Below are 20,328 nucleotides of genomic sequence, written 5' to 3'. Positions count from 1 at the left end.
ACGCCGCGCAATTCGCATTGCATAGCGAGCCGGCCGGGCGCACGGTCAGGCGCTCTCGCTGGTGATCACCTCGCCGGCCAGCGAGTGCGGGAAGGCGGCGGTGATCCTGACGTCTATCGTCCGGCCCAGCAGGCGCGGGTGGCCGGCGAAGTTGACGACGCGGTTGTTGGCGGTGCGCGCCGCCAGCATCGCGGCGTCCCGCTTCGACACGTTCTCCACCAGCACGCTCTGCACGCTGCCGATCATGGCCTGGTTGATCGCGTAGCCCTTGGCCTCGATCACCTCGTTCAGCGCCTCCAGCCGGCGCACTTTTTCGGCGTGCGGCGTGTCGTCCGGCAGATTGGCCGCCGGCGTGCCCGGGCGCGGGCTGTAGATGAAGACGAAGCTGAAGTCGAACTCGCAGTCTCGGACCAGCTTCAGCGTCTGCTCGAAGTCGGCCTCGGTCTCGCCGGGGAAGCCGACGATGAAGTCGGACGACAGGCACAGGTCCGGCCGGATCGCGCGCAGCTTGCGAATGATGGACTTGTATTCCAGGCCGGTATAGCCGCGCTTCATCGCCATCAGCATGCGGTCGGAGCCCGACTGCACCGGCAGGTGCAGGTGGGAGACCAGCTTGGGCAGCTTGGCGTAGCAGTCGATGATGCGCTGGCTGAACTCGCGCGGGTGGCTGGTGGTGAAGCGGATGCGCTCGACGCCGGGAATCTCGTGCACGTATTCCAACAGCAGCGCGAAGTCGGCGATCTCGCCGTCGCTCATCAGGCCGCGGTAGGCGTTGACGTTCTGGCCCAAGAGCGTGATTTCCTTGACGCCCTGGGCGACGAGGCCGGCGATCTCGGTCAGCACGTCCTCGAATGGGCGCGACACTTCCTCGCCGCGGGTGTACGGCACCACGCAGAACGAGCAGTATTTGGAACAGCCTTCCATGATGGAGACGAAGGCCGCGCCGCCGTCGACCTTGGCCGGCGGGATGTGGTCGAATTTCTCGATCTCGGGGAAGGAGATGTCCACCTGCGAGCGGCCGCTGGCCTGGCGGCTCTGGATCAGATCCGGCAGCCGGTGCAGCGTCTGCGGGCCGAACACCACGTCGACGTAGGGCGCGCGCTTGACGATGGCCTCGCCCTCCTGGCTGGCCACGCAGCCGCCGACGCCGATGATCAGATCGGGATTGGCTTCCTTCAGCGGGCGGATGCGGCCTAGGTCGGAAAACACTTTTTCCTGGGCCTTTTCCCGCACGCTACAGGTGTTGAACAGGATGACGTCGGCTTCTTCCGGATTGTCCGTCTTGACCATGCCTTCGGCGCTGCCCAGCACGTCCGCCATCTTGTCGGAATCGTACTCGTTCATCTGGCAGCCGAAGGTCTTGATGTATACCTTCTTCATTGCTACTCGGTTTTCCAGCTGGTATTCGGTTTCAGGGTTGGATTTGGGCCTGACGCTGGCGTCGCGTCTCGATTTCGTCGCCGCCCAGTATCCAGATGCGGTTGATATTGCCTTGCTGATCGAAGGTCACGCCTATGGTGCGGCCTTTCAGGGCGTTCAATTGCCCGCTCAGCAGAAAACGGTTGTGCTCGTCGAAGACGCGCAGGCCGGCGGACAGCGCGAAATGCTGCGGCTCGATGGCGATCAGCGCCGACAGCCGCTGCAGCAGCGTGCGATCGGCGCGGACGAATTCGATGCCGGCGTCGTCGACGTCGGCCAGCTTGCCCATCACCAGACCGTCGGGCAGCAGACGGCCTGCCGCGGCGGGCAGGGCCAGACAGAGCAGACATAGCGTGGCGATGGATTTTTTCATAGCAAATTGAATGCGTTGCGCGCGATTCTATCATAGCCGGCATGGCGGCCGGCCAAATGTTTACGGCATGGCCGGGGCCTCGCGCCGGCCGTAGCGCTCGGCCAGCGCGAACATCATCGGGTTCAGCAGGATGGAAACGATGGCGCCGGCCAGGATCAGCGCCTGGCCGCGCGCGCTGAGCAGGCCCAGCGACATGCCCAGTCCGGCCAGGATGAAGGAGAATTCGCCGATCTGCGCCAGACTGGCAGCGATGCGCAGGCTGGTGTGGTGGCCGCGGCGGAACAGCCGAACGATGCCATAGGCCGCCGCCGACTTGCCGACGACGACGATCAGCACGGTGGCCAGCACCACCATGGTGTCCTTCAGCAGCACTTCCGGGTTGAGCAGCATGCCCACCGACACGAAGAACAGCACGGCGAACGCTTCGCGCAGCGGCAGCGATTCCTCGGCGGCGCGGTGGCTGAACGGCGATTCCGCCATCACCATGCCGGCGAAGAAGGCGCCCAGCGCGAACGAAATCTGGAACAGCTGGGTCGCGCCGTAGGCGACGCCGAGCGCGGTGGCCAGCACGCCTAGACGGAACAGCTCGCGGCTGCCGGTATGGACGATGCGCTCCAGCATCCACGGAATGAAGCGGCGGCCGACGATCAGCATCAGGGCGACGAAGGCCGCCACCTTGGCCACGGTCAGCGCCAGCGTCCAGCCCAGCTCGGACAGCGACGGCATCGCCTGGGCGCCGCCCAGCGCGCCGGCGAAGGCCGGCAGCAGCACCAGCGTCAGCACCATCACCAGGTCTTCCACCACCAGCCAGCCGACCGCCACCTTGCCATCCTCGCTGTCCAGCCAGCCATGCTCCTCCAGCGCGCGCAGCAGCACCACGGTGCTGGCCACCGACAGCGCCAGTCCAAAGACCACGCCCTCGCCCAGGGGCCAGCCCAGAAAGCGCGACAGCCCCAGGCCCAGCAGCGTCGCCACCGCGATCTGCGCCAGCGCGCCGGGCACGGCGATGGCCTTGACCGCCATCAGGTCCTTGATCGAGAAATGCTGGCCGACGCCGAACATCAGCAGGATCACCCCCAATTCCGCCAGTTGTGGCGCCAGCCCGGTATCGGCCTGGAAGCCCGGCGTGAACGGGCCGACCAGGATGCCGGCGCACAGATAGCCCACCAGCGGTGGCAGCCTGAGGCGCAGCGCCAGCGCGCCGAGCGCGAAGGCGAACACCAGGCCGCCGACGATGGTGGTGATCAGGGGGGTATCGTGGGGCATGGGCAGAATTCCGGTCGAATGGCTGAATGGTATAAAGACGGAATATCGGGAACCGAGTTCCGATAAATTCGTTATTTCTATTCAGCCTTCATTCTGGCATGAGGCGATTCCGCGCGCCTTGATCTGTTCGGTATCTGGCGCCCGCGGCGGCGGGACAATGCGCATCGCCATCGAATGGAAAAGCAAAGGCGGGCAGCCCGCGCGGAGCGGGCGCGGGGAGGAATCTGAAGCGCTCGAACGGTTGCAGATAGCGCCATTGCCCCGGCTGCAGCCCGGCCAAGGCCAGGCGGCCGATGCGGATGCAGCGGGCGCTTTGCAGCTTGATGCCGAGCTGGCGGCTGATTTCGGCGAAGAAACCGCTGCGCGGCGCGTACACCGCGCAGCGCAACTGATGGTCGCTCTGGCGGCTGATCTTGCACTGGCGCAGCGGCTTGCCGTCGAGGCGGATCGCGGCGACGCGGGCTTTCAGCTCGTCGGCTGCCGGCGCGCGATCCACTTGCAGCAGGAATTCCATTTCGCACTCGGCCAGATGGCGCGGCAGTTTTTTATCCTGGGTCAGCACCAGCAGGCCGTGGCAGCGCTCATCGACGGCGCCGGCGGCGATCAGATGCTGGCGGTGGCGCGCCAGCCATAGCTGTTCCGCGCCGTCCTGCGGCGAGCGGCTGTCCGGCCCCAGCAGCTGCGCCGGCGGGGTGTCTTCGCCTTCCGCGCGGTTCAGCAGCATGGTCACCGGCAGCGTCGCCAAGGCCTGAGCTTGGCCGGCCAGGGTGATTTGCTGCTCAGGGCGGACCCGCGCGCCCAGCGTGTTGACCACTTTGCCGTCCACCTTCACCAGGCCCTGCTCGATGCAGGCATCGGCCTCGCGCCGCGAGCACAGCCCCAGCTCCACCATGCGCTTGGACAGGCGCACGTTCGTATCATCCATTGGACTTCCTTCCGTTTGTCGCCGGCGATTATCGTTTGCGGCGGCGGCGCTGACAAATGCCATGCTTGGCATTTGGCGATACTTGAGTATGGCTGTGTATTTCGCGTGGTCGCTTGCGTTAAATAATATTTGATATAGTATTCATTGTAGTAAAACATTTTGGAGAGAATATGGGGGCGATGAAGGGGCGGCTGGCGTGGTCCAGAACATGGTTGCTGGTCGGCTTGGCCATAGCCGGCAGCTTGGGCGCGCAGCATGCCGTAGCGGAACAGGACGATGAGGCGGAGGCCGTGTTCACCGCCAGCCGGCAGACGCCGTTGGCCGATGGCGGCGTTTGCGTGGCCGGCGGCGAAGCGATTGACGGCGTCGACAGCCGCGCGGTGCTGCTGGTGAAGAAGGGCGCGGCGGTCCGACAGCGCATCAAGCTGCCGTTGCCGGATCCGGATTACAGCGGCGCCAGCGCCGTCGGATGCCTGCAGCTTGGTTCGGCCTGGTATGCGGTGGAGGAGTTGGATACCAGCTCCTTCGTCAGCGACAAGCAGGTGCTGCTGTTCGTCGACCGCATCGAGCGCGGACGCCTGGTCAAGCGAGTGATGCTGCCGGTGCGTTATGCCGGACAAAACTCCGGCGTGGCGAGGGTGGAAAGGGGCAAGGCGGGATTCGCGCTCGACGCGGCCGGCCGTCTGCTGGTCAGCGGCAAGGTGTACCCGGATGCCCTGGGCGGCAGCCAGGGCAAGCCTTTCGTCGTCCGGTTGACGCCGGACCTGACCGTGCTCAAGTGAGCGATCGGCGATTGATTCGGATCAACCAGTTAAGGAAACCGTGATGGCTGAAAAGAAGAACTACACCACGCAGGACAAGATCAATTTCGTTGTTTCCCTGTACCCGGCGGCGCGGGAGGCGTCGCGCAAGACCGGCATGTCCTGGGAGCTGATTCTGGCCCAGGCCGCCCAGGAGACCGGCTGGGGCGAGAAGGTCCTGCCCGGCAGCAACAACGTCTTCAATATCAAGGCCGGCGGGTCGTGGCAGGGCGATTCCAAGGTTTATCACGTCTGGGAAAAGCAGCACGGCAAGAAGGTCTGGGTCGACGACGCCTTCCGCGTCTATCCGTCGGTGGCGGCTTCGCTGGAAGACCGGATGCGCCTGCTGCAGAACAGCGAACGCTATGCGAAGGCGGGGCTGTTGAGCGAGGGCGTCAAGGGCGATCTGGCCAAGGAAGCCCATGCCTTGCAAAAAGGCGGCTACGCCACCGCCGAGAACTACGCCGGCAGCATGATCGAGCTGTTCCATGGCCCGACGATGCGCCGCGCGCTGGCCGCGGCCCGCAAGGCGCATCCGGAAGCCGGCGCCGAGGCGCAGGCCGCCGCGCCGGCGGCGCAGCACGTCCCGGCGCAACCTGCCCAGGCGCAAGCGTCGCGCCAGGCCGAAACCGGCGCCAAGCCGGCCGCCGCAGCCGACGCCGGCACGCGCATGGTCAACGCGACGCTGGCGCATTTCGGCGACGGCAGCTTCGAATACGGCCGTGAAGACATGGCCGGCCAGCTGGCCAGCAAGAAGAGCGGCAACCGCATCGACGGCAGCCGCTACGAGCAGGATCTGGACAGGGACGGGAAGAAGGGCGTCGATTGCTCGTCGCTGGTGTGGCGCAGCCTGCAACTGGGCGGCACCCGGGTGACCGACAAGTTTCCGACCGCCGAGGGCTTCAGCACCCATACGCTGTTCAACGGTGGCCATGGCGGCAAGCATCCGGACGCCAATCTGACCGACTACGCGAAGAAGCACTTCGATCTGATCCAGAGCAAGGACGATCTGAAGCCGGGCGATGTCCTGATGTTCAAGGGCCAGAGCGGCCAGCATGTGGCCGTCTACAAGGGCCGCAACGAGAAGGGCGAGCAGATCTTCTTCGGCTCGCAGACCTCGACCGGGCCGGCCGAAGTCAATCTGAGCACCAACCCGTACTGGTCCAAGCAGCCCTTGCTGGGCGCGTTGCGGCCCAAGGAGGAATTCTTCAAGCCGGAGGCGCTGCAGGCGGCCAATCAACAGCAGGCAGGCCTGTCGGCCGGCAAGCAGAGCCTGCTCGACCAGGCGGTGGACCGGGTGAAGGAGCTGCAGCAGCGCGACGGCCGGCTGAAGGACCTGGGCGCCCAGCATATCGACAACCTCGGCGCCGCGCTGGCGGTGGAAGGCTGGAAAAAGGGCATGGCCAAGGCCGAGGCGGCGGTGGTCAACGCCGCCGATCCGGGCAAGATCAGCATGTTGTGCAAGAACGCGGCCAACAAGGTGCAGCACGCGGCGGTGGAGTTGAAGGACGCCATCGTGCAGGCGGCCCACCATTCCATCGCCCAGCTGGCGGCCGCGCCGGAGGCCGGCCAGGAGCCGGCCAAGCCGCAGGCGCAGCAGCCGGCGCGCAGCCGGCAGCCGGCGATGGGGATGTAAGAGCCTGTTTACGGTCTTTTTGCGACATCGGTGGTTTTCTGCCGGATGCAGGGCGCGGAAAGCGGCCCGCCGCAGTGTCGTTCACTGCAAGGGACGTTTGACAAAGCCATGCGCCGACAGAAAACGGCCCCGGAGGGTAGCCCAGCCAGCAGGCCATCTGCGGCGTTGTCGGGCTGGACCTTGGAATGACCAAGGCCTACGCCCTCCGCCTTGCATCTGACCTGCTGGCTGGGCTGCGATGCTCGTCAAAAGATCGTAAACAGGCTCTAAGGGACCGGCTGTCCGCATTCCATCATTCTCTACCCTCCTGGCCCGCCGACCTGTTGTCGGCGGGTATTTTTTTTGTCCGAGGCGTACCTGTCCTTTTGGACATGTCGGTCATGCCGTTGGCTTGAACATTGGTTTGAGTCAAATGTGTTTATTATTTGGATGCGTAGCATTTTCGCCATTTAAGTCGTTAATTTTATGGAGAAAGTGCAGTGCAATCCTTGAGAATCGTTTTGTTGTCCACCGCCTTCAACGGCTTGAGCCAGCGCGCTTGGCTGGAATTGCGCGAATCGGGCCATGAGCCCAGCGTGGTGTTGTTCAGCGGCGCCGATGACGTCATCCGGCGGGTGCGCGCGGCGCGGCCGCATCTGGTGATCTGCCCTTTCCTGAAGGACAGGGTGCCGACGGAGTTGTGGCGCGACAGCCCGTTCCCGGTGGTGATCGTCCATCCCGGCATCGTCGGCGACCGCGGCGCGTCGGCGTTGGATTGGGCGATCAGCCGGGAGAGCAAGGTCTGGGGCGTCACCGCATTGCAGGCGGTGGAGGAGATGGACGCCGGCCCGGTATGGTCCAGTCGCGAGTTCGACATGCCGGCCGACATTCGCAAGTCCGAGCTGTACAACGGCCCGGTCAGCGACGCGGCGATGTACTGCATCCGCGACGTGGTGGAGAAATTCATCGGCGGCTACCGGCCGCAGGCGGTCGACTATGCCGATCCGGCGGTGCGCGGGCGCCTGCAGCCGAATATGGTCCAGGCGGACCGCGCTTTCGACTGGAAGGCGCCGGCCGCCGCGATCAAGCGCCGCATCGACGCCGCCGACGGCCAGCCCGGCGTGCTGGCGGAACTGGCCGGAGGGCGCTACTACCTGTATGACGCCCATCTGGACTACCGCATCGGAGAACCGGGGCGGATTCTGGCGGTGCACGACGACGCGGTGCTGGTCGGCGCCGGCGACGCCAGCCTGTGGATAGGATCGCTGAGGCGGCGGCCGGAGGCCGGCGAGCAGACGTTCAAGCAGCCGGCGCGCCATGTGCTGGCCGGCCTATTGGAGCAGACGCCGGCGCTGGAGTGGGCGGTGGACACCGATCCGCATTGCGAGGAGCTGTATCAGCCCATCCGCTACCGTCAGGTGGGTCGGGTCGGCGAGCTGACCTTCGAGCTCTACAACGGCGCGTTCAGCACCGAGCAATGCCGCCGGCTGCAGCGGGCCTTGCGCTGGGCCAAGCGGCAGGACACCGACACCTTGCTGTTGCGCAGCGGCCGCGGCAGCTTCTGCAACGGCGTCCACCTGAATGTGATCCAGGCGGCGGCCGATCCTGGCGCCGAGGCCTGGCGCAATATTCAGGCGATAGACGATGTTTGCCTGGAAATCCTGACCGCGCCGCAGCTGACGGTGGCCGGCGTCGCCGGCAACGCCGGCGCCGGCGGGGTGATGCTGGCCTTGGCCGCCGACGTGGTGTTGGCGCGCCAGGGCGTGGTGTTCAATCCGCATTACCAGACCATGGGCCTGTACGGTTCGGAATACTGGACCTATACGCTGCCGCGCGCGGCCGGCGGAGAGGCGGCCGCGCGGCTGGTCGGCGACTGCCTGCCGATAGGCGCGCGCCAGGCCTGGCGGCTGGGCATGGTGCAGGACATCGGTCCGCGCGACGCCGGCCAGTTCGGCAGCTGGCTGTTGCTGACGGCGCGCCAGGCGCGCGCGGCCTGGCCGGAACGCTGGCAGGCCAAGCAGAATCTCGACCCGCGTCAGCTGGAGCAATGCCGCAAGGTCGAGCTGGCCGAGATGCGGCTGGACATGGTGGAAAACCGCCACGGCTTCGCCGAGCGCTGCCGCGATTTCGTGCTGAAGCGCCCGGCCTGCTGCACGCCGGAGCGGCTGATCGCGCCGTGGGCGGGCGAGGCCGACTAGGCTGCGGCTATACTGGTGCGCCCGGCGGCCGCGCCCGCCGCCGGTGCGAATCAGAGCAAGCCGCGTCAAGAACCGGGCCGCCGGTTCCGGCATAGTGGCCGCCATGGAGGACGAGCATGGACAAGGCGGACCGCTATGCGCGGCGTTTCGAAAAAGTACTGGATTACATCGCCAGCCATCTGGATCAGCCTCTTGACGTCGAGCGGCTCAGCCAGGTGGCCCATTTCTCGCGCTTCCATTTCCACCGTCAGTTCTCGGCCTATCTCGGTGTGGGCGTGGCCCGCTACATTCTGATGCAGCGGCTGCGCCGGGCGTCCTACTGGCTGGCTTTCCAGCCTGGGCGCCAGATCACCGAGATCGCGCTGGACTGCGGTTTCGACAATCCCGAGTCGTTTTCGCGCGCTTTCCGGCAAGCGCTGGGCCAATCGCCCAGCCAGTTCCGGCGCCAGCCGGATTGGCCGGGCTGGCATGCGCGGATGACGCCTCCCGTCAGCGAGAGGATGGAAAACATGGAAGTCAAAATCGTCACAGTCGAACCGGTCGTGGTTGCGGCGCTGGAGCATCTGGGGCCGCCGGAGCGGGTCAACGACAGCGTGCTGCGCTTCATCGAATGGCGCAAGGAGACGGGCTTGTCGCCGGTAGGCAGCAGCCGGACCTACGGCATCGCCTACGACAATCCGGAAACCACCGAGCCCGAGCGCTTTCGCTTCGACATCTGCGGCAGCGTCGCCGGCGCGGTGCCGGCCAATCGGCAGGGCGTGGTGAACAAGGAGATCCCGGGAGGCCGCTGCGCGGTGGTGCGCCATCAGGGATCGCACCACAAGATAGGCGACGCGGTCTGGTATCTGTATCGGGAGTGGCTGCCGGCCAGCGGCGAGGCGCTGCGCGACTTTCCGGTCTATTTCCACTATCTGAACCTGGTCAGCGACACGCCGGAGCACCTGCTGCTGACGGATGTCCATCTGCCCTTGGCCTGATGCGCTTTGGACCGGCTGCGCGGCCGGGCCGCAGCCGTTAAGCTGGAGCCATGCGGGCGCCGCCGACCGGCGGCGCCGTCATTCGGGAGCGGCGCGCATGATCTGGCAGACCCACGAGGTGAGCAATCAGTACGACGAGTGGCAGGATTACAATCTGTTTTTGAGCGACGCGGCGCTGCGAGAGGCGCTGGCGGGGGCCGGCGCCGATTGGGCCGAACCGTGGCTGACCGCCTACGGCGAGCGGCTGGGGCGGGCCGAAACCTTTGAGCTGGCCGAGCAGGCCAACCGCTTCGCGCCGCAACTGGCGGCCTTCGACCGGCGAGGCCGCCGGCGCGACGGCGTCGACTTCCATCCGTCCTGGCATGAGCTGCTGGCGCTGTATCGGGAGCAGGGCCTGGTGTCGCTGCCGTTCGACAGCGAGCGGCCCGGCCGCTGGACCGCCTTTCTGGCCGGCTTCTATCTGCATGGTCAGCTGGAGGCCGGCACCTTGTGTCCGGCGACGATGACGCAGGCGGCGATTCCGCTGCTGCGGCGGGAGCCGGCGCTGTGGGCGCAGCTGGGCGGCAAGCTGTTCAGCCGCGAGCACGATCGGCGCGACCTGCCGGTCGAGCGCAAGTCGTCCGTCTGGCTGGGCATGGGCATGACCGAGAAGCAGGGCGGTTCCGACGTGCGCGCCAACACCACGGCGGCGACGCCGATAGGCGGCGGCGAATACCTGCTGCGCGGGCATAAGTGGTTTTTCTCGGCGCCGACCAGCGATGCCCATCTGGTCGTCGCGCAGACGCCGGACGGCGGCCCGTCCTGCTTCTACGTGCCGCGCTGGCGGCCGGACGGCAGCCGCAACGCGGTGGCGATACAGCGGCTGAAGGACAAGGTCGGCAACCGCAGCAACGCCAGCGGCGAAGTCGAGTTCCAGGACGCCTGGGGCGTGTTGATCGGCGAGGCCGGCCGCGGCATTCCCACCATCATCGAGATGGCGGCCCATACCCGGCTCAATTGCGTGATCGGCAGCGCGGCGCTGATCCGCCAGGGCCTGGTCCAGGCCGTCGCCTACGCCCGCCAGCGCGTGGCCTTCGGCAAGCGGCTGGCCGAACAGCCGCTGATGCGGGCGGTGCTGGCCGATCTGGCGCTGGAGAGCGAGGCGGCGCTGTGGCTGGCGGTGCGGCTGGCCGAGGGTTTCGAGAACGACGAGCCGGCCTGGAAGCGCATCGTCGCGCCGGCCGCCAAGTTCTGGGTGTGCAAGCGCGCGGTGGAACTGGCCGGCGAGGCGATGGAGGTCTTCGGCGGCAACGGCTATGTCGACGCCGGACCGATGGCGCGGCTGTTCCGCGAGGCGCCGGTCAACTCGATCTGGGAGGGTTCGGGCAATGTGATGTGCCTGGACGTGCTGCGGGCCTTGCGGCGCGAGCCCGATGCCTGGCAAAGCCTGCTGGACGAACTGGCCGGCCTGGCCGGCGACGACGAAAATCTGCGCGCCGCGCTGGCCGAATTGGCGGCGCTGGCATCGTTGCCGCCGGCGCAATTGGAAATCCAGGGGCGCCGTCTCGCCCAGCTGCTGGCGCTGACGGCCCAGGGCTGCCTGCTCAGGGCGAGGGCGCCGGCGCCGGTGGCCGACGGTTTCATCGCCAGCCGGCTGGCCGACGCGCGCTGGGGCGGCGTCGTCGGCGCGCTGGACGCGACGGGACTGCGGCTGGACGATTTGCTGCGGAGGGCGCTGCCGTTCTGACGCTATGCCTCGACCCGGTTGCGGCCGCCGGCCTTGGCCCGGTACAGCGCCTGGTCGGCGCGCCGGACCACATCGTCGGACGCGGCGTCGCTGTCGGCGACGGTGGCCACGCCGGCGCTGATCGTCACCCGGCCGACGGCCGGCGCCGTCGACGACTCGACGGCGGCGCGTATCTTCTCGGCGACCATGGCCGCGCCGTCCAGGCCGGTTCCGGGCAATAGCAGCAGAAACTCCTCTCCGCCGTAGCGGGCGACGAAATCGTTGGCGCGCGCCGACTCCCGCAGCAGCGCGGCGATATGCCGCAAGACCTGGTCGCCGGCTTCGTGGCCGTGGCCGTCGTTGACGCGCTTGAAGTGGTCGACGTCCAGCATCAGCACCGAGTAGTCGGCGCCGCTGCGCTGGAAGCGCTGCTGCTCCCGTTCCAGCTGTTCGGTGGCCGCCATCCGGTTGTACAGACCGGTCAGCGCGTCGCTGCGCGCCAGCTGTTCCAGCCGGATGGCCTTGTGCGCCAGCGAGACATTGGCCTCGCGCAATTCCTCGGTGCGCTCCTCCACCATCCGTTCCAGGCTGGCGTTGATGTCGGTCAGCTCCCGCTTGCGGGTCAGCAGCGTGGCGGTCATGTTTCGCATCGCCTCGGACAGCTGGCGCAATTCCTGCGTGCCGGTGCGCACCGTCCAGCCGGTGTTCTCGTCGCCGCCGCCTATCCGTTCGGCGATGCCGGCCAGTTGTTCCAGCGGACGGCTGAAGGCGGCGGCCAGCCGGTAGACCGCGGCCATCAGCAGCAGCGAGGCGGCCAGTCCCAGCAACATCAGCGCGGCGCGCAGCTGGTTCAGCGTCGCCAGCGCCTGCTGCCGCGGCTGGCGGATGATCACGCGCCAGCTCAGACCCTGCTCCCGGATCTGCGCCTCGCTGTACAGATAGTCGCCGCCGTCGGGCCAGGGGCCCAGCCGGAACGATTGGCCGAGGGCCAGTGGCGTCGGCGGCTTCACCCGGCCCACCGCCTCGAACGGAGACAGCATATTGTTGCCGGCATCGACGATGAAGGCCTGCAGGCCGGCCTGGCCCGCGTTGTCCGGCAGCCGTCCGCGTATCGTCTCGACGACCCAGTCCCACAGCGCGTGGGTGGCCAGCACGCCGCGCAGCTTGCCGGCCTGGTCGTAGATCGGCGAGGCGAAGTCGACGAAGCGCAGCGGCTCGCCGCCGGCCGACGGCGACTTCATCAGCTTGGACAGCAGGACCGCCTGGTGGATGTCGCCGATGAACGGCGCATGCTGGCCATGGATGAACCAGGGGCGCTTGGCGGCGCTTTGGCCTTCCAGCATGCCGCCGGTGGCGGAGAGTATCTTGCCGCTGGTGTCGGTGACGCCTATCCAGGCGTAGTAGCGGTAGGCGCGCTTGGTGCGCTCCAGGCTCTGTCTCAGGTCGGGGCCGTCCAGCGGCGCGCGCACATAGGTCGGCGTCTGCGCCAGCAGGATCACTTCGCGGTGGCGCTCGTGCAGATTGTCGCCTATCGCCTTGGCGATGTTGCTGGCCAGACTGTGCAGCGTCTCGCCCTGATCCTGCAGCATGCGGTCGGACAGCATCCGGTTCAGGCCCAGCGCGCCCAGCAGGGCCGAGAACAGAAACAGCCCGCCGAACAGGACGGCCAGCCGGAGCCGGAAGCTGCCCGGCCAGGCGATGCGGGGATGCGGCATATCGGACGTGGATCGGAGTGGTGAGTGAACCGATTATATGTCCGGGGCGGGAAAAGCAAAAAGGCCAACCACGGGGGTTGGCCTTTCTGGTATTGGTGGCGAATCAGGGACTCGAACCCCGGACCTGCGGATTATGATTCCGTCGCTCTAACCGACTGAGCTAATTCGCCGTGAGAACCCGCTTGCGCGCATTCTCGTCAAACTGTGGTGGCGAATCAGGGACTCGAACCCCGGACCTGCGGATTATGATTCCGTCGCTCTAACCGACTGAGCTAATTCGCCACGTTTTCGATGCAGTGCACCGAGTCGCGAACTATACGCAGCCGGGCTTGGGCTGTCAACTCCATTTTGCGGACGCGTTCACAAGGTGTAGCAGCGGTCGCCGTGGGAGAAGCCCAGCCAGTCGATGTCCACGCCCTTGCCGAAGCCTATCGCCTTGAAGGTTTCGCCCATTTCCTGCGGCGACAGCAGCCGTTGCGCGGCCTTGGCCACCGGCAGGTAGGTCTTGACGTCGTCGGGGGCCAGCGTCTGCAGCAGATCGACGAGGCCGCAGTTCAGCAGGAATTGCGCCTGGTTGGCGTAGCCTATCAGGTCCAGGCCGGCGTCGATTCCGCTCTGGGCGACGGCGCTGAAGTCGACGTGGCAGGTCAGGTCCATCAGACCGGGCAGGTAGAACGGGTCCTGCACCGTGTGGTGGCGGTAATGGCCCAGCAGCGTGCCCATGCTGCGCTCCGGGTGGTAGTACTCGGACGCGGCGTGGCCGTAGTCGATCATCAAGATGGCGCCGCGGGTCAGCGCGCCGGCCACGCTGGCGATGAAGCCGCGGTTGGCGAGGCTGATCTCGGTTGCGTAGCGCGGGATGTCGGGCACCAGTTGCGCGGCCAGTCCGGCCAGCTCGGCGCTGGCGAAATCGCGGTCCTCGTAGCACAAGGCGCCGTCGCGCACCGTCACGCCGCGCTGGCGCAATTGGCGGCTTTCATCGCGGAACACCATCTCGCACGGCATCGCGTCCAGCAGCTCGTTGCCGATGACGACGCCGTCTATCGCGTCCGGCAGCCGGGAGGCCCATTCGACGCGGTCCGCCAGATGCGGCAGCGCGGCGCCGATGTTTTCGCGCTGGCGCTCCATCAGGTCCGGCGACAAATCCAGGATCACGTAACGCCGGGGCAGGCGGCCCAGCGTCTCCAGTTCGGCCAGCAGGTCTATCGCCAGCCTGCCGGTGCCGGCGCCGAATTCGTAGACGACGCCGGCGGTCTGCGGCAGCAGCTCGGCCAGTTGGCGCGCCAGCGCCCGGCCAAACAGCGGCGTCAGCTCCGGCGCGGTGACGAAATCGCCGCCCTCGCCCAGCTTGCGGCTGCCGGCGGCGTAATATCCCATGCCGTGTGCGTATAATGCCAATTCCATATAATGCGAAAAAGGTATCCAGCCATCGGCCTCGGCGATGGCCTGGCTGATGCGGCCGCACAGGGCCTGGCTGACGGCCAGCGCCTCGGGGCTGGCGGCGGGTAGGGTGGTCATGGCTGTCGTCCTGCTACAATGTGGCGCGATTGTGGTGCAAAGCGCCGCGCCCGTGAAGAGGCGACGGCATTCGATTCGAGGAAGCCATGCTAACAGAGCGACAAGAAGACGAGCGCGTGGCGCTGATTACCGGCGCGGCGCGGCGGGTGGGCGCCGGCATCGCCCGGCTGCTGCACGCGCGCGGCCTGCGGCTGGTTTTGCATTACCGCGGTTCGCGCGCCGACGCCGAGGCGCTGGCGGCGGAGTTGAACGCGGCGCGGCCGGACAGCGTCAGGCTGGTCCAGGCCGATCTGCTGGACGCCGCCGCGCTGCCGGCGCTGGCCGAGGCGGCGCTGGCGGCGTTCGGCCGGCTGGACGGCCTGGTCAACAACGCGTCCAGCTTCTTTCCGACCGAGATCGGACAAATAGACGAGGCAGCCTGGCACGATCTGATGGGCAGCAATTTGAAGGCGCCGCTGCTGCTGAGCCAGGCGCTGGCGCCGGAGCTGACGCGCCGGGGCGGCGCCATCGTCGGCATCGCCGACATCCACGCCGAGCGGCCGATGGCGCGCCACGTGGTGTACAACCTGGCCAAGGCCGGCCACGCCCAGCTGATACGCAGCCTGGCGATAGAGCTGGCGCCGGCGGTGCGCGTCAACGGCGTGGCGCCGGGCGTCAATCTGTGGCCGGAGGACGCCGAGGAGTTCGGTCCGGACGCGCGGGCCAGGATAGAGGCGACGATACCGCTGCAGCGCACCGGCGTGCCGGACGACATCGCCCGCGCGGTGGCTTTTCTGCTGCTGGACGCCAGCTATGTCACCGGCCAGATCCTGGCGGTGGACGGCGGCCGCAGCATCGTGTTGTAGCCGGCGAGGACGAAATCGCCGCCGCCGTGGATTTTGGCGGCGGGAAACGGTAAAATCGCCTGTTTTTCAATTTCTTAGCCGTACCCCATGTCCGAACAGAACGCCGCGCTCGACGACAAGGCCAAGAAGGCCGCGTTTGAAGGCAACAAACTGGCCAAGCGCCTGCGCCACCACGTCGGTGACGCCATCAATGATTTCAACATGATCGAAGAGGGCGACCGGGTGATGGTCTGCCTGTCCGGCGGCAAGGACAGCTATACCCTGCTGGACATCCTGCTGGGCCTGCAGAAGTCGGCGCCGATCGACTTTTCCATCGTCGCCGTCAACCTGGATCAGAAACAGCCGGGCTTTCCCGAGCACGTGTTGCCGCAATACCTGGAATCCATCGGCGTCGAATACCGCATCGTCGAGGAAGACACCTACTCCATCGTCAAGCGGCTGGTGCCGGAGGGCAAGACCACCTGTAGCCTGTGCTCGCGGCTGCGCCGCGGCATCCTGTACCGCGTCGCCGACGAGCTGGGCGCGACCAAGATCGCGTTGGGCCACCACCGCGACGACATCCTGCACACGCTGTTCCTGAACATGTTCTACGGCGGCAAGATGAAGGCGATGCCGCCCAAGCTGGTGTCCGACGACGGCCGCCACATGGTGATCCGCCCGCTGGCCTACTGCCGCGAGAAGGACATCATCCGCTACGCCGATCTGAAGGAATTTCCGATCATCCCGTGCAATCTGTGCGGCTCGCAGCCCAATCTGCAGCGCCAGGTGGTCAAGGAAATGGTCAACGACTGGGACAAACGCTTCCCCGGCCGCGTCGAGAGCATGTTCCGCGCGCTGCAGAACGTCGTTCCGTCGCATCTGGCCGATACCAAGCTGTACGATTTCGCGTCCTTGAAGACCGGCGACGCGCCGTTCGACGACGGCGACACCGCCTTCGACAAGGAAGAGTTCCGCGATCCGGCCCCGGATGCGGACGACGCGGCCGAGGCGGCGGCGCCGAAGCGCACCATCAGCATTCTCGATTCCCGCGCCAAGGAGACCGGCTGTGGCGCGTAGGGCGCTGCATCCGTTCCGCCGCCGCGTGCGGCCGGCGGTGGAGGCGATGCCGGAGGTGGAGATCTCGGAAGAGGGCAATATCCGTTCGCTGCACCTGGGTTCGGAGACGATACAGAGTTCGATGGACCTCGACGATCCGGCGGACCTGGTGCTCAGCTACAGCCGCGCGATGATGGGTTTTTTGCTGTGGAACGACAATCCGCAGCACATTCTGCAGATCGGCCTCGGCGGCGGCTCCTTCGCCCGCTTCATCGACGAGTATCTGCCGGACGCCGTCAGCGTGGCGGTCGACATCAACCCGCAGGTGATCGCGGTGGCCCGCGCCTTCTTCCAGCTGCCGGAGGAGGGCGATTTCTTCGAGATCGTCGAGGCCGACGGCGCCGACTATGTGAAGATCTTCCGCGGCTCGACCGACGCCATTCTGGTCGACGGTTTCGACGGCCTGCAGATCGTCGACGAACTGACCTCCGAGGATTTCTTCGAGGACTGCAAGCGCGCGTTGAGCCCGCAGGGGGTGTTCGTCACCAACTGGTGGAGCGGCGACAAGCGCTACCAGGCCTTCATCGAACGCTTGTTGAACGTTTTCGAGGGGCGGGTGATCGAACTGCCTGCGGCCACCCACGGCAATGTCGCGGTGATCGCCTTCCGCCAGAGCCCGAAACTGACGCAGTGGGACGCGCTGAAGAAGCACGCCGACGAGCTGGAGGGGCGTTTCGGGCTGGAGTTCGTCGAGTTCGTCAACCGCCTGAAGCAGACCAACCAGCATACCGCCGGACACCTGGTGGTTTGAGGCAGGTCGAATCCGCTGCGGATTCCGGCCGCCGGTTACGTTTGCTTACCCAAAAACCGGCGCGACGCGGCGTATAATGGCCAGTTATTTGTAAGTAAGCGCTGATTTAACAAGCGGCAGACGGGCGTCTGCCGCTCAAGCTTTTACATCCTGTTGGGACTTTCATCGTGATCAAGCAGCAACTGCTCAATCGTATCGCGGACAAATCCGCTGTGATCGGCATCGTGGGTCTGGGCTATGTCGGCCTGCCGCTGATGCTGCGTTTCGCCGAAGTCGGCTACAAGGTGCTGGGTTTCGACATCGACCAGAGCAAGGTCGACGCGCTGATGGCCGGCAACAGCTATATCGAGCACATCTCCGCCGACAGCATCGCCACCGCGCTGACCCGCGGCTTCGAGGCCACCACCGATTTCGCGCGCGCCGGCGAGGCCGACACGCTGATCCTGTGCGTGCCGACGCCGCTGAACAAGTACCGCGAGCCGGACCTCAGCTTCGTGCTGAACACCATAGACAGCCTGGTGCCCTTCCTGCGCGAAGGCCACCTGGTGTCGCTGGAGTCCACCACCTACCCGGGCACCACCGACGAAGAGCTGCTGCCGCGGATGGAGTCGCGCGGCCTGAAGGTCGGCGACGACGCCTTCCTGGTGTTCTCGCCGGAGCGCGAAGATCCGGGCAATCCGAACTTCACCACCCGCACCATTCCCAAGGTATGCGGCGGCGTCACGCCGGCCTGCCAGGAAATCGGCGTCGCGCTCTATAGCGCGGTGATCGACAAGGTGGTGCCGGTGTCGTCGACCCGCGCCGCCGAAATGACCAAGCTGCTGGAGAACATCCACCGCGCGGTCAATATCGGCCTGGTCAACGAGATGAAGATCGTCGCCGACAAGATGGGCATCGACATTCACGAAGTGATCCGCGCCGCGGCCACCAAGCCGTTCGGCTTCGTGCCCTACTACCCGGGTCCGGGCCTGGGCGGCCACTGCATCCCGATCGATCCGTTCTACCTGACCTGGAAAGCGCGCGAATACGGCGTCAACACCCGTTTCATCGAGCTCGCCGGCGAAGTGAACAGCAATATGCCCGATTGGGTGGTGGCGAAAGTGGCCGCCGCGCTGAACCTGCGCAAGAAAGCCATCAACGGCAGCCGCGTGCTGGTGCTGGGCATCGCCTACAAGAAGAACGTCGACGACATGCGCGAAAGCCCGTCGGTGTTCCTGATGGAGAAGCTGCGCGATCTGGGCGCCGAAGTGGCGTACAGCGATCCGCACGTGCCGGTGTTCCCGAAGATGCGCGAGCACAAGTTCGACCTGAAGAGCGTGCCGCTGAGCGCCGAGACCATCGCCAGCTACGACTGCGTGCTCTTGGCCACCGACCACGACAAGTTCGACTACGAGCTGATCAAGGCCAAGGCCCAGCTGGTGGTCGACAGCCGCGGCAAGTACCTGGAGCCGGCCGAGCACATCGTCAAGGCTTAAGAGGTGCGGCGACGCTTGCCCCGACCGGGAGCCTGGCTGGCGGCGCTCGGCGCGCTGACGCTGCTGGCCGTGCTGGCGCTGGCGCCGCTGATCCGCTATTCCAAGAGCTGGCTGGTGGCCGAGGCGCCCCAGCCGCGCGCGGACTGGATCGTGGTGCTGGGCGGGGAGAGCGGCGAGCGGGTGATAGGCGCGGCGGAACTGTACCATCAGGGCCGCGCGCCTTTCGTCTTCGTCAGCGGCGAGGGAGATTGCCTGCTGATCGTGCGGCGGCTGGTGATGGCCGGGGTGCCGCGCGGCAAGATAGGCTATGAATGCCTGTCCAGGAGCACGTGGCAGAACGCCGAGTTCACCCGGCAGGCGCTGGCGCCGCTTCAGCCCCGGCGGGTGACGCTGGTGACCTCGTGGTTCCACTCGCGACGGGCGCTGGAGACTTTCCGCCAGGCCTGGCCCGAGGTGGACTGGGGCATGCACATCGTGTACCCGGGCAACGACCTGCGCCACAGCCTGGCCTTGTACGACGCCGGCGCGGCGCTGACCGAATATTTGAAGATACTGGTGTATTCAGTACGTTACTGGACGTTCAGATGATAGTGATTCCTCCGATTACCGATCGCAAGATCCGCTTCGCCCTGGTCGGCTGCGGCCGCATCGCCAACAACCACTTCGGCGCGCTGGAAACGCATGCCGACCGCGCCGAGCTGGTCGACGTCTGCGACATTGATCCGGCCGCGCTGAAGGCCGCCGTCGAACGCACCGGCGCCCGCGGTCACGCCAGCCTGAGCGATATGCTGGCGAAGACCAATGCCGACATCGTCATCCTGACCACGCCGTCCGGCCTGCATCCGACCCAGAGCATAGAATGCTCGGAAGCCGGCTTCCACGTGATGACCGAGAAGCCGATGGCCACCCGCTGGGAAGACGGTCTGGAAATGGTCAAGGCCGCCGACAAGGCGAAGCGCCACCTGTTCGTGGTCAAGCAGAACCGCCGCAACGCGACGCTGCAGCTGTTGAAGCGCGCGATGGAGGAGAAGCGCTTCGGTCGCGTCTACATGGTCAACGTCAATGTGTTCTGGACCCGCCCGCAGGAGTATTACGACGCGGCCGGCTGGCGCGGCACCTGGGAGTTCGACGGCGGCGCCTTCATGAACCAGGCCAGCCACTACGTCGACCTCTTGGACTGGCTGATCGGCCCGGTGGAGAGCGTGCAGGCCTACACCGCCACGCTGGCGCGCAATATCGAGGTGGAAGACACCGGCACCGTCAGCGTCAAATGGCGCTCCGGCGCGCTGGGCAGCATGAACGTCACCATGCTGACCTATCCGAAGAACCTGGAAGGCAGCATCACCATCCTCGGCGAGAAGGGCTCGGTCCGCGTCGGCGGCATGGCCGTCAACGAGATCCAGCACTGGGAATTCTCCGAGCCGCACGCGATGGACGAGGACATCAAGGCCGCCAGCTACGCGACCACCAGCGTCTACGGCTTCGGCCATCCGCTGTACTTCGACAATGTGATCAAGACCATGCGCGGCGAAGCGACGCCGGAGACCGACGGCCGCGAGGGCCTGAAGTCGCTGGAGCTGCTGATCGCGATGTATCTGTCGGCTCGCGACGGCCGTCGCGTCAGCCTGCCGCTCGATTATTGATGGTTTTT

Annotated in this window: 17 protein-coding genes and 2 tRNA genes; 11 read left to right on the top strand and 8 right to left on the bottom strand. The window is 66.4% G+C overall.

Annotated features, from left to right (window positions below):
- Window positions 1-45: 45 nt before the first annotated feature.
- The 4 genes from miaB to CXB49_RS18650 form a co-directional block, all read right to left on the bottom strand.
- The gene (miaB, locus tag CXB49_RS18665) at window positions 46-1,380 is read right to left on the bottom strand and encodes a tRNA (N6-isopentenyl adenosine(37)-C2)-methylthiotransferase MiaB (protein ID WP_101709771.1); all 1,335 of its coding nucleotides are present in this window, start codon (window positions 1,378-1,380) and stop codon (window positions 46-48) included.
- A gap of 31 nt (window positions 1,381-1,411) precedes the next feature.
- Window positions 1,412-1,792, bottom strand: a complete 381-nt coding sequence (locus CXB49_RS18660; protein WP_101709770.1) for a hypothetical protein — start codon at window positions 1,790-1,792, stop codon at window positions 1,412-1,414.
- A gap of 60 nt (window positions 1,793-1,852) precedes the next feature.
- Complete coding sequence (locus CXB49_RS18655; protein WP_101709769.1) at window positions 1,853-3,058, bottom strand: cation:proton antiporter; 1,206 nt, start codon at window positions 3,056-3,058, stop codon at window positions 1,853-1,855.
- Between the two features lie 88 nt (window positions 3,059-3,146).
- The gene (locus CXB49_RS18650) at window positions 3,147-3,983 is read right to left on the bottom strand and encodes a S4 domain-containing protein (protein ID WP_101709768.1); all 837 of its coding nucleotides are present in this window, start codon (window positions 3,981-3,983) and stop codon (window positions 3,147-3,149) included.
- Window positions 3,984-4,153: 170 nt separating this feature from the next.
- On the opposite strand from CXB49_RS18650, the gene CXB49_RS18645 reads away from it, so the two are divergent.
- From CXB49_RS18645 to CXB49_RS18625, 5 genes are all read left to right on the top strand, one after another.
- Window positions 4,154-4,765, top strand: a complete 612-nt coding sequence (locus CXB49_RS18645; protein ID WP_158300949.1) for a hypothetical protein — start codon at window positions 4,154-4,156, stop codon at window positions 4,763-4,765.
- 43 nt (window positions 4,766-4,808) lie between these two features.
- Complete coding sequence (locus CXB49_RS18640; RefSeq protein ID WP_101709766.1) at window positions 4,809-6,419, top strand: glucosaminidase domain-containing protein; 1,611 nt, start codon at window positions 4,809-4,811, stop codon at window positions 6,417-6,419.
- Between the two features lie 479 nt (window positions 6,420-6,898).
- Window positions 6,899-8,596 (top strand): hydrogenase maturation protein, encoded by a 1,698-nt coding sequence (locus tag CXB49_RS18635; protein ID WP_101709765.1) that lies wholly within the window; start codon window positions 6,899-6,901, stop codon window positions 8,594-8,596.
- 116 nt (window positions 8,597-8,712) lie between these two features.
- A complete protein-coding gene (locus tag CXB49_RS18630) occupies window positions 8,713-9,573 on the top strand; it encodes a GyrI-like domain-containing protein (protein WP_101709764.1) in 861 nt (286 codons plus the stop codon).
- 97 nt (window positions 9,574-9,670) lie between these two features.
- Window positions 9,671-11,299, top strand: a complete 1,629-nt coding sequence (locus tag CXB49_RS18625; RefSeq protein WP_101709763.1) for an acyl-CoA dehydrogenase family protein — start codon at window positions 9,671-9,673, stop codon at window positions 11,297-11,299.
- Between the two features lie 2 nt (window positions 11,300-11,301).
- Here the strand turns inward: CXB49_RS18625 and CXB49_RS18620 are convergent, their stop codons facing one another.
- The 4 genes from CXB49_RS18620 to CXB49_RS18605 form a co-directional block, all read right to left on the bottom strand.
- A complete protein-coding gene (locus CXB49_RS18620) occupies window positions 11,302-12,993 on the bottom strand; it encodes a diguanylate cyclase (RefSeq protein WP_101709762.1) in 1,692 nt (563 codons plus the stop codon).
- 93 nt (window positions 12,994-13,086) lie between these two features.
- Window positions 13,087-13,163 (bottom strand) — tRNA-Met (locus CXB49_RS18615).
- Between the two features lie 35 nt (window positions 13,164-13,198).
- Window positions 13,199-13,275 (bottom strand) — tRNA-Met (locus tag CXB49_RS18610).
- Between the two features lie 78 nt (window positions 13,276-13,353).
- Window positions 13,354-14,511 (bottom strand): class I SAM-dependent methyltransferase, encoded by a 1,158-nt coding sequence (locus CXB49_RS18605; RefSeq protein WP_101709761.1) that lies wholly within the window; start codon window positions 14,509-14,511, stop codon window positions 13,354-13,356.
- A gap of 86 nt (window positions 14,512-14,597) precedes the next feature.
- Here CXB49_RS18605 and CXB49_RS18600 point away from each other — a divergent pair, with 86 nt between their 5' ends.
- The 6 genes from CXB49_RS18600 (at window position 14,598) to CXB49_RS18575 (ending at window position 20,320) form a co-directional block, all read left to right on the top strand.
- Entirely contained in the window at window positions 14,598-15,356 is a 759-nt protein-coding gene (locus CXB49_RS18600) for a pteridine reductase (protein ID WP_101709760.1), read from the top strand.
- 87 nt (window positions 15,357-15,443) lie between these two features.
- Complete coding sequence (ttcA, locus tag CXB49_RS18595) at window positions 15,444-16,412, top strand: tRNA 2-thiocytidine(32) synthetase TtcA (RefSeq protein WP_101709759.1); 969 nt, start codon at window positions 15,444-15,446, stop codon at window positions 16,410-16,412.
- A complete protein-coding gene (locus CXB49_RS18590; protein WP_101709758.1) occupies window positions 16,402-17,202 on the top strand; it encodes a polyamine aminopropyltransferase in 801 nt (266 codons plus the stop codon). The genes ttcA and CXB49_RS18590 overlap by 11 nt, the downstream gene beginning before the upstream one ends.
- Before the next feature lie 170 nt (window positions 17,203-17,372).
- The gene (locus CXB49_RS18585) at window positions 17,373-18,677 is read left to right on the top strand and encodes a nucleotide sugar dehydrogenase (protein WP_101710771.1); all 1,305 of its coding nucleotides are present in this window, start codon (window positions 17,373-17,375) and stop codon (window positions 18,675-18,677) included.
- 15 nt (window positions 18,678-18,692) lie between these two features.
- Window positions 18,693-19,265: a YdcF family protein gene (locus CXB49_RS18580; RefSeq protein ID WP_101709757.1), complete on the top strand. Its 573-nt coding sequence runs from the start codon at window positions 18,693-18,695 to the stop codon at window positions 19,263-19,265.
- Complete coding sequence (locus CXB49_RS18575) at window positions 19,262-20,320, top strand: Gfo/Idh/MocA family protein (RefSeq protein ID WP_101709756.1); 1,059 nt, start codon at window positions 19,262-19,264, stop codon at window positions 20,318-20,320. Before CXB49_RS18580 ends, CXB49_RS18575 begins: the two co-directional genes overlap by 4 nt.
- Window positions 20,321-20,328: the final 8 nt, after the last annotated feature.

Origin of the sequence: Chromobacterium sp. ATCC 53434 (genome assembly GCF_002848345.1) — a bacterium.
Taxonomy (GTDB): domain Bacteria; phylum Pseudomonadota; class Gammaproteobacteria; order Burkholderiales; family Chromobacteriaceae; genus Chromobacterium.
Note: the sequence above shows the minus strand (reverse complement) of the source record. Positions and strands in the feature narration are given on the sequence as shown.

Bases quoted from the DNA above. Each gene is read 5' to 3' on its own strand.
- miaB (WP_101709771.1), bottom strand. From the start codon at position 1,380: ATGAAGAAGGTATACATCAAGACCTTCGGCTGCCAGATGAACGAGTAC.
- CXB49_RS18660 (WP_101709770.1), bottom strand. From the start codon at position 1,792: ATGAAAAAATCCATCGCCACGCTATGTCTGCTCTGTCTGGCCCTGCCC.
- CXB49_RS18655 (WP_101709769.1), bottom strand. From the start codon at position 3,058: ATGCCCCACGATACCCCCCTGATCACCACCATCGTCGGCGGCCTGGTG.
- CXB49_RS18650 (WP_101709768.1), bottom strand. From the start codon at position 3,983: ATGGATGATACGAACGTGCGCCTGTCCAAGCGCATGGTGGAGCTGGGG.
- CXB49_RS18645 (WP_158300949.1), top strand. From the start codon at position 4,154: ATGGGGGCGATGAAGGGGCGGCTGGCGTGGTCCAGAACATGGTTGCTG.
- CXB49_RS18640 (WP_101709766.1), top strand. From the start codon at position 4,809: ATGGCTGAAAAGAAGAACTACACCACGCAGGACAAGATCAATTTCGTT.
- CXB49_RS18630 (WP_101709764.1), top strand. From the start codon at position 8,713: ATGGACAAGGCGGACCGCTATGCGCGGCGTTTCGAAAAAGTACTGGAT.
- CXB49_RS18625 (WP_101709763.1), top strand. From the start codon at position 9,671: ATGATCTGGCAGACCCACGAGGTGAGCAATCAGTACGACGAGTGGCAG.
- CXB49_RS18620 (WP_101709762.1), bottom strand. From the start codon at position 12,993: ATGCCGCATCCCCGCATCGCCTGGCCGGGCAGCTTCCGGCTCCGGCTG.
- CXB49_RS18605 (WP_101709761.1), bottom strand. From the start codon at position 14,511: ATGACCACCCTACCCGCCGCCAGCCCCGAGGCGCTGGCCGTCAGCCAG.
- CXB49_RS18600 (WP_101709760.1), top strand. From the start codon at position 14,598: ATGCTAACAGAGCGACAAGAAGACGAGCGCGTGGCGCTGATTACCGGC.
- ttcA (WP_101709759.1), top strand. From the start codon at position 15,444: ATGTCCGAACAGAACGCCGCGCTCGACGACAAGGCCAAGAAGGCCGCG.
- CXB49_RS18575 (WP_101709756.1), top strand. From the start codon at position 19,262: ATGATAGTGATTCCTCCGATTACCGATCGCAAGATCCGCTTCGCCCTG.